The 6,365-nt window shown below is 50.1% G+C and carries 7 protein-coding genes; 5 read left to right on the top strand and 2 right to left on the bottom strand.

Features of this window, described 5'->3' with window-relative positions; all coding sequences use genetic code 11:
• Both AZ66_RS32145 and AZ66_RS25410 read left to right on the top strand, forming a co-directional pair.
• The coding region (locus AZ66_RS32145; protein WP_197081769.1) for a hypothetical protein at positions 1–256 on the top strand (256 nt) is incomplete at its 5' end.
• A 30-nt stretch (positions 257–286) separates the two neighbouring features.
• Complete coding sequence (locus tag AZ66_RS25410; RefSeq protein ID WP_044357428.1) at positions 287–1,300, top strand: methyltransferase domain-containing protein; 1,014 nt, start codon at positions 287–289, stop codon at positions 1,298–1,300.
• Between the two features lie 116 nt (positions 1,301–1,416).
• Here the strand turns inward: AZ66_RS25410 and pfkB are convergent, their stop codons facing one another.
• Both pfkB and AZ66_RS25400 read right to left on the bottom strand, forming a co-directional pair.
• The gene (gene pfkB / locus AZ66_RS25405; RefSeq protein WP_231587044.1) at positions 1,417–2,400 is read right to left on the bottom strand and encodes a 1-phosphofructokinase; all 984 of its coding nucleotides are present in this window, start codon (positions 2,398–2,400) and stop codon (positions 1,417–1,419) included.
• The gene (locus tag AZ66_RS25400; RefSeq protein WP_044357426.1) at positions 2,370–3,239 is read right to left on the bottom strand and encodes a class II fructose-bisphosphate aldolase; all 870 of its coding nucleotides are present in this window, start codon (positions 3,237–3,239) and stop codon (positions 2,370–2,372) included. The genes pfkB and AZ66_RS25400 overlap by 31 nt, the downstream gene beginning before the upstream one ends.
• A gap of 90 nt (positions 3,240–3,329) precedes the next feature.
• Between AZ66_RS25400 and AZ66_RS25395 the strand changes: the two genes are divergently transcribed.
• The 3 genes from AZ66_RS25395 (at position 3,330) to AZ66_RS25385 (ending at position 6,337) form a co-directional block, all read left to right on the top strand.
• Positions 3,330–4,388, top strand: a complete 1,059-nt coding sequence (locus tag AZ66_RS25395) for an SIS domain-containing protein (RefSeq protein ID WP_044357425.1) — start codon at positions 3,330–3,332, stop codon at positions 4,386–4,388.
• A gap of 140 nt (positions 4,389–4,528) precedes the next feature.
• Positions 4,529–5,320: a DeoR/GlpR family DNA-binding transcription regulator gene (locus AZ66_RS25390; RefSeq protein WP_044357424.1), complete on the top strand. Its 792-nt coding sequence runs from the start codon at positions 4,529–4,531 to the stop codon at positions 5,318–5,320.
• Positions 5,321–5,914: 594 nt separating this feature from the next.
• Positions 5,915–6,337: a PTS sugar transporter subunit IIA gene (locus tag AZ66_RS25385; RefSeq protein ID WP_331436939.1), complete on the top strand. Its 423-nt coding sequence runs from the start codon at positions 5,915–5,917 to the stop codon at positions 6,335–6,337.
• Positions 6,338–6,365 lie beyond the last annotated feature (28 nt).

The raw sequence follows: 6,365 nt of genomic DNA, 5'->3' as shown, positions 1-6,365 counted from the left end.
ACCTGGAGCGGGCGTGGGCGCGTCTCACCGACGCGCCGGATGGTTCGCGCCTGTACTGGCTCCATGGCGCGGACGACAGCGTATGCCCGCTTGCTGCGCAGCAGTGGGCACAAGCGGCGTGCGGCCACCGGAACGCTGCGCGGTTCGTGGTGCTCCCGCACGCCGGGCATGCGCCGTTCGCTACGCAGACGGCGCAATGGCTGCACCATATACGCATGTGGTGCAGCGCATCATCGAAGGAGACGCTTTTCGATGATTTTCATATAGAACAGGGAGGGAAAGCGTGATGTTTGCGGGGGCGAATGTGGACAAACGAATCGTGCGACAGCGCTTTGATCGGCACGCTAAAGAGTATGACCGTTATGCCGAAGTGCAGCGGGTGATGGCAGATGAGCTGGTCGAGCGTATGTGTCAAACTATAAGACCGCCCTCATCTGAAGGAACGCCACAAGGGACACTTCCTAATACTGAGTCACTATTTTACGACATAGACCTTGATAGAATGACTGCATCATCGACTGATGAAGTAAGCTGTGCAGTGCGCATTCTCGATATCGGATGCGGGACGGGGATGCTGTCGGAACGATTATCGCGTGCCTTCCCGGGAGCGGAGCTCACGCTGGTGGACTTGTCTTCGCGCATGCTGGAGCGGGCTAGTATGAAGCTGACACAAGCAGGGGTATCACCTGCTAACATACATGTGATTAATGCAGATGCGGAAGCTTGGCTGGAGAGTGCTTGTGGGCAGGAGGGGACGGAGAGGCCAACCTACAACATCATTGCGTCTAGCGCAGCTTTTCAATGGTTCAATTTCCCGGCGGATACAACTCATCGCTTGCTGCAATTGCTGGCTCCTGGCGGGATATTGGCGTTTGCTACCTTCTTGCCAGGAACCGTGAGAGAGCTGCATGACGCTTTCCGCCAAGCGGAAGCGCTGCTTGATCTTCCTGCTCAACCTCACGGCCAGAGCTATCCGAATAAGGAAGATTGGATGACATGGCTGCTCGAACATGGAGGGAACAAGCTTGCAATTCGTTGGGAGACAAGCAGTTATCGCTATACGTTTCCTGATGTTTGGACTGCACTCGCACAAGTGAGACGTGTTGGTGCTGGCAATGCAGTTCTCGTACACAATGATGCTAGAACAATGGATGATGGACAACGTAAAGGTGCAACCAGCAGGGAGCTCATTCATGCTATGCAGCAGGCCTATCAAGCAACATTCCAGCAGGACGATGGGCGAGTTCCACTTACTTATGAAGTAGCATATTGCCTTACACAGAGGGGGCTGCATACCTAGTATTCCGGGGAGTGAAGGAAGTGACCGCCGTTGTAGGCGATACAAATAACGGTCGTGCTGCGACTGTCTCGGTTGACAGTGCCCACGACCGTTTGAATGTTCCGTGACAGGACAAATTAAGAAAGACAGGTAACCTGTATGTCACGTAGAAGGGATTCCACGTCAGACAGCTTCACCATGCCGGCAGAAGGCATAAGCGCATTCGCTGTACCGCAAGCGGCACCAAGCTTCAGCCTCTCTTCAGGAGAGCAGCCTCGATGATCTGCGACGACGAGTCCTGCGACCATAGAGTCTCCACTTCCTACGGCATTAACGGCTTCTACGCGCGGGATGGACACGTCATATAATTTCCCGTCGCAGCCCGCCAGCGCACCCCGTTCGCCAAGAGAGACGATTACATTGGGAATGCCGTCCTTCATGAGCTGCTGAACGGCTCGTACGATCTCGTCCTCATTGTCGGCAGAACCACCCATGAGCTTCGTAACTTCATGCTCGTTCGGTTTAATCAAGTAAGGGTTGCTCCGGATGCCTGCGATCAGTGCATCGCCACTCGTATCCAAGATTGGAATTGCGCCTTGGCTCCGTGCGATATGAATCAGCTCGGCATATAGGTCTGTGCCGCATCCCTTCGGCATACTGCCAGAGAAGACTACATGAGAAGAACGAGAAGCAAGCTCCTCAATCTTAGCCTTCATGGCCTCAATCGCTTCCGGTGTGATCACAGGGCCAGCTTCAAGCAGCTCCGTCTGTGAGCCTCCTACCGGATCAATAATGTTCAGACAGAGGCGAGATTCTCCGGACACGGAGAGGAAATCTGCCTGAATACCTTCCTGACGAAGCATATCCACGATGGCCATGCCATTATAGCCGGCCACGAATCCAGTAGCCGTTACTTCTTCTCCTAATGCATGGATGACGCGAGCGACATTGATCCCTTTGCCTCCTGCCGTAGCAAGTGTCTCATCAGCCCGATACAGCGCATTACTGCCGAATCCGGGAATGTAATAGGTCTTATCAATAGCCGCATTAAGGGTAACAGTTGTAATCATCTTCAATCCTCCAGCCGCGATTAGCGAACGGCGCTCGCCTTCCCGATGCACCCCGCCATTTCCATTTTGCGGATTGCAAGTTCCTTCACCGCTTGCTTCGCAGGCACCATATATTTGCGTGGGTCATTTTCATCTGGGTTCGCTGTGAACACATCTTTGATCGCGTTTGAGAAGGCGATGCGCAGCTCTGTTGCGACGTTCATTTTACCCATGCCCAGCTTCACGCAGCGCTTCACCTGCTCCTCAGGAATACCAGAGCCACCGTGCAGTACGAGTGGTACGCTAACTTGCTTATAAATTTGTTCTAGGCGGTCGAAGGCGATTTTTGGTTCGCCTTTATATATGCCGTGCGCAGTTCCGATAGCAGGAGCCAACGTTGGAACACCTGTCGCTTCTACGAATGCCACGCATTCTTCAGGAACAGCCAGACGCGCATCCTCTTCCTCAACGACAATATCATCCTCTACGCCACCGACCTTGCCCAGTTCCGCCTCGATATTGACGCCAGCAGCAATTGCTACCTTCACGACCTCTTGCGTACGGCGAACATTCTCTTCATAAGGATGCATGGAAGCATCAATCATAACAGATGTATAGCCTGCGCGGATACATTGAACGAGCAGTTCATAGTCTGTGCAGTGATCCAGATGCAATGCGATGGGTATAGAAGCTTGCTTCGCTGCTGTCTGAGCGGCAGCTACAATATATTCTGGTCCTAGATGCTTCACGGTTCCGACTGTTGTCTGCAAGATAAGCGGTGTATTCGTCTCTTTTGCAGCTTCCACGACCGCTTGCAGCATCTCCAGTGTATGTACATTAAATGCAGTAATTCCGAATCCTTGTTCGCGTGCAGCTTGGAGCATGGATGTAGAGCTGATAAGATGTCCCATTTCCGTAACCTCCTGCATATAAATGATTGAAACAATTAAAATAATGATTTATAATTTCATTAAGTTGATTATAAGGGAGGAATTTGTGATATGTCAAACCATCTTGATACACATACGTACCGGGAAATCAGCGATCAAGCGGCGGCGCTGCAAGCGGCTTGGGATCAGCTGCACAATCAGAAGGATTGGGTAGATCAATATATAGGAAACGATCAATTTGAAGAGGTTGTATTCATTGGTTCCGGGTCTTCTTGGTACCAAGCAATGACAATGGCGGCAACATACCGCAAGTGGACAGGAAGAAGTGCAGCTGCACATCCGTCCTCTGATCTGTTCTTGTTCCGCGAGCAGACGGTGACGTCATCGAAGAAGGTGCTGCTTGTCGGTGTATCTCGCTCCGGCGAATCCCATGAAGTCATTCTGGCGCTGGATTCCGTCAAGGACTTGACTCATTGGACAACATGCGGCATTACGTGTCATCCGAACAGCAAGATGGCGCAAATGACGCCATGCCTTGTATCCCCATTAGGCGCTGAGAAGAGCACAGTCATGACGAAATCGCTCAGCAGCATGACGTTCATGATGCAGGCGGCAATCGCGCTTGGTGCGGGACGGGAGAAGGAACTGTCAGAGCTTGAGGAAGTATTGCAATCCAGCAGTGCGTTCGTTACAATGGCGGATGAAACAACATCAGCATGGGTGAACAGCAATCAATTTGATAAGACGATTTATTTGGGAATGGGTGCCTTGTATGGATTGGCTCTGGAAGCTTGTCTGAAGCTAAAGGAAATGACCTATACGTGGACAGAAGCATACGGAACCTTGGAATTCCGTCATGGCCCGAAGTCAATTGTTGAGCCTGGAACGCAAATTGTGCTGCTGTTGTCGGAAAGTGCCCGTGCTTATGAGCTGAAGGTTGCGCATGAGATGAAGCAATATGGGGCGATAGTAGTCATTGTAACGGCGCAAGCGGGTGCGGACACCGCATTTGCAGACAAGGTCATTGAGCTTGGCCACGTGGGCGCAAGCGATGAAGCGCGTGCAGTGCTGTACCTGCCTTTTGTTCAATATAACGGATACTACACAGCGCTCAAGCGGGGCTTGAATCCGGATGATCCGCGGAACTTGACGCAGTTCGTATCTATTTAATATAGAGCGAGCCGTTCAAGCTGAGCATTGCATTCAAGGCTGCAGGACAGAGGAGTTCGCTCCTTGCCTTAGGAACGCGTTTCTTCATAAGAAGCAAGCCCCGACACAGGTATGATTATGGAACGGATGGAGTGTAACGAATGAGTGAATCGGTATCCAAGGGCGAATTGCGACGCCAGCAAATCTTGCAAGTGATGAAGCAGAACGGACGCATAACGATTGCGGAAATTATAGAGCGTTTCGAATGTTCGGAAGCTACGGCCCGCCGTGATTTGGATCTCATGGAGCGCAAGGGAGAACTGATCCGCACAATTGGTGGAGCGCTGCTTGAAGGACCAGGTACGGTAAGAGAAGTCTCCTTCGACGAGAAGCGTCAATTGCTGTGGCTGGAGAAGGAAGCGATCGCAAGACGAGCCTTGAATTTCATTGAAGAAGGCGACAGCATCTGCTTAACTGGGGGGACGACAACATTCCTGTTGGCTCGGCTATTGAAGCAGCGCCAAGGGATTACTGTTGTAACCAATGCAGTCAATATTGCGATGGAGCTGTCCGATTGTGAGGGAATTCAAGTTGTTGTCATCGGAGGCGTAATGCGTAGTAACAGCTTCGAGCTGTGCGGGCCATTAGCGGAACGGACGATTGAGCATTTGAATATTGAGAAGCTGTTCATGGGAATAGACGGGTTCTCGACAACGAAAGGGATCACCACATACTCCGAGCTGGAAGCCCAGACGGCCCGCATGCTAATGCGCCAAGCGCAGCAGACTTTCGCGGTATTCGATCATACGAAAGTGGACAAAGCATCGTTATTTACAGTGACTACTGTAGATGGACTTACGGGATGCATAACGGACAGCCTATTGCCGGATGATATGGTCAGCACCTTGCAGCAGATGGGGGTATCTTGCTATTATGCGGGGGACGAACAGTAATCAGCTAAACCTAAGTATGTTAAGGGTGGAGTAAGAAGGGAAAACTTGTGTCATATGGGGTTTGAAACGTTTTCTCCTGTGCTGCGTATGATATGAAATATGAATGTAATTATCAAATAAATACCCAATCATGTGGTGCAAATGTGGATATAGTGGGTATATTTATATTGTAACCATGGCGAATCGCAGACGGTATGATTTGTATCCAGAACGCACATCTTATGGATACCGCATAACTCAGCAGCCACTTGAGGATGGACGAATCGACTAGATTTCACCAACAGTCCGCTCGCTTGCATCCCGCGCAACCACCATGATACAATGGGTGTGAATCTTTACACATGAAATTAGCGTGTTACTAGTGCGACTAGGCATGAGCTAAGCGGCCGTTCACGGGGTGAACTGCATGCTTTAGCGCATGCCTTTTTATTTTCTCATAAGAGAAATTGGATTTTTTTGTCGGTTATCACAACAACCACAATGACGGACGAAAGTTCACATGGTTAAATACAAGGAGGAACTCAATATGTTTGGTTTTGGTAAAAAGAAAAGAAAATTTCCATTACAGCACCGATCACAGGTCAAGCAGTACCTTTGGAGCAAGTACCGGATCCAGCATTTGCACAAAAAATTATTGGTGACGGAATTGCTATAGAGCCAACAGAAGGTGTATTTATAGCTCCATTCGACGGTCATGTCGTGCACTTGATTGATTCTCATCATTCCTTGGTGCTTGCACATGAATCCGGCTTGGAATTGCTCGTTCACATCGGTGTGAACACAGTATCCTTGCAAGGCAAACCATTCAAGCCGCATGTGAAATCCGGCGACAAAGTGAAAAAAGGCCAAACGCTTATCGAGTTCGATATTGCACAAATTAAAGAAGCTGGCCTTCCTGTTGTAACACCAATTATCGTAGCAAACGGCGACATCGTTGCTGAGTTGAAAGCGAACACAGGCAATGTAAAAGCAGATTCCGATGAATTGATGGAAGTTGTATTGAATAGATGGTTTTGAACTAAGTTCTGAACGAGAGAAGCAACAC

Source organism: Paenibacillus sp. E194, assembly GCF_000935845.1.
In the GTDB taxonomy this organism is placed as follows: Bacteria; Bacillota; Bacilli; order Paenibacillales; family Paenibacillaceae; genus Paenibacillus_B; species Paenibacillus_B alvei_B.
Note: the sequence above shows the minus strand (reverse complement) of the source record. Positions and strands in the feature narration are given on the sequence as shown.

Bases quoted from the DNA above. Each gene is read 5' to 3' on its own strand.
- AZ66_RS25410 (WP_044357428.1), top strand. From the start codon at position 287: ATGTTTGCGGGGGCGAATGTGGACAAACGAATCGTGCGACAGCGCTTT.
- AZ66_RS25400 (WP_044357426.1), bottom strand. From the start codon at position 3,239: ATGGGACATCTTATCAGCTCTACATCCATGCTCCAAGCTGCACGCGAA.
- AZ66_RS25395 (WP_044357425.1), top strand. From the start codon at position 3,330: ATGTCAAACCATCTTGATACACATACGTACCGGGAAATCAGCGATCAA.
- AZ66_RS25390 (WP_044357424.1), top strand. From the start codon at position 4,529: ATGAGTGAATCGGTATCCAAGGGCGAATTGCGACGCCAGCAAATCTTG.